Below are 1361 nucleotides of genomic sequence, written 5' to 3' on the forward strand. Positions count from 1 at the left end.
TCGATGCTCAGAGACGGTGTAATGTGGGAAGCGCCAAAAGTGTAAAATTAACTATTGACGCCATAGTCTCTTGTTAGCTATGCTGAATTCATTAATCACAACAATGTTATTTACAAGTAAAAACAAGGGTCGCACTAGGAGCATTACGACCAAGAGCGCCTTCACGTGCATCCATTGAAATCTGTTCCATTTCTTTGCTTAATTTTCCGCAAAACTCATTAGCAAGCTCATAAACTTCAGCTTGGACATTTGCACTTGAAAATCCAGCACTTGTGCCAGAAGTAACAGTGTATTTCCCATTTCCAATAGAAAAGACACCAGGTGACGCGCATCCATATAAACTTGCTATGACAAATACTAAAAAATACTTTCTCACTATAATTTCTCTCCAATGTAACACCGAATTACCAACTGGCTTAAAATAGCTAACGCCCTGTTAACAGGCAATAAAATAGTTGGTTAAAATAAGCGACGAAGGAGCAAAAACCAACTGTTTTTTGTCCTTGTTTAACAGCTTGTTATATGGCTGTTGTGCCATGAAACTTTACGTATAACTCTTGTAATTTTGGTGGTACAAGTGGCCAACCTATTTCCTTAGTTGATTTACTCGCCTTCCAAAATAAATGTTCTACATAATACACATCAATAAATTCAAATTCCTTAGGGTGCGAATCAATTAGCTTTTTGTCCACATAAGATAAATATTTTTTTGCCAATTCGATATTACCGTTAGCAAATGCTGCACACGTTGCGTCAGAAAATGCTTCCATTTTTGACGTGGTCATACATTCATCTTGCTCATCCATAAGGGGTTTTATCTCAGGAAAGGTGCAACAAATTTCATTAAAAAAATTTTGCACCACGTCATCATCATTCATTGCTAACACCTAAAGCCATATAACGCTTTGCTAAGAGGCTAAAATGGTTGGCTGGCTTTTTTGCGTTACTTTGCAAAAAACGAGCAAACTGTTTTAGTCCTTTTAAGCACCTTGTTATGCGACTGGTAGCAATAACCACAAACCGCACAACGTATATAAGATTTCGTGGCAGCAAAAGCAGAAGTAAGAAACACCTCAGTGCGACACACAAAACCGTGAATTTTGAGCCACTCAATTACAGTGACTTTTACCAACCAACTACGATGGCGAAAAACTGTTTAACCAAAAGCTGAAACAAAGTGATTTGCTTGTAAGTTACCAAGATAAAGAAACGGCAACAGCTACAAAACTCTTGGTAAAACGCCAAACCTAACAAATAAATTTAATCGAATTCGCATCTGACGCATAACGAGCCTGTAGAATAACTCGTTATTGTTATTTTTTAATTCAAATACTCTAACTTCATTAATTCTTTTTAACAAT

2 protein-coding genes are annotated in these 1361 nt (G+C 36.7%); both read right to left on the reverse strand.

Annotated features, from left to right (window positions below):
• Positions 1 to 106: 106 nt before the first annotated feature.
• Complete coding sequence (locus Q4489_RS18190) at positions 107 to 376, reverse strand: hypothetical protein (RefSeq protein WP_303483365.1); 270 nt, start codon at positions 374 to 376, stop codon at positions 107 to 109.
• Between the two features lie 142 nt (positions 377 to 518).
• Positions 519 to 878, reverse strand: coding sequence for a hypothetical protein (locus Q4489_RS18195; protein ID WP_303483368.1), 360 nt, complete (start codon positions 876 to 878; stop codon positions 519 to 521).
• Positions 879 to 1361: the final 483 nt, after the last annotated feature.

Source organism: Thalassotalea sp. 1_MG-2023, from assembly GCF_030546745.1.
In the GTDB taxonomy this organism is placed as follows: Bacteria; Pseudomonadota; Gammaproteobacteria; order Enterobacterales; family Alteromonadaceae; genus Thalassotalea_C.

Excerpts from the sequence above, each read along its gene's own strand:
- Q4489_RS18195 (WP_303483368.1), bottom strand. The coding sequence starts at position 878 with ATGAATGATGATGACGTGGTGCAAAATTTTTTTAATGAAATTTGTTGC.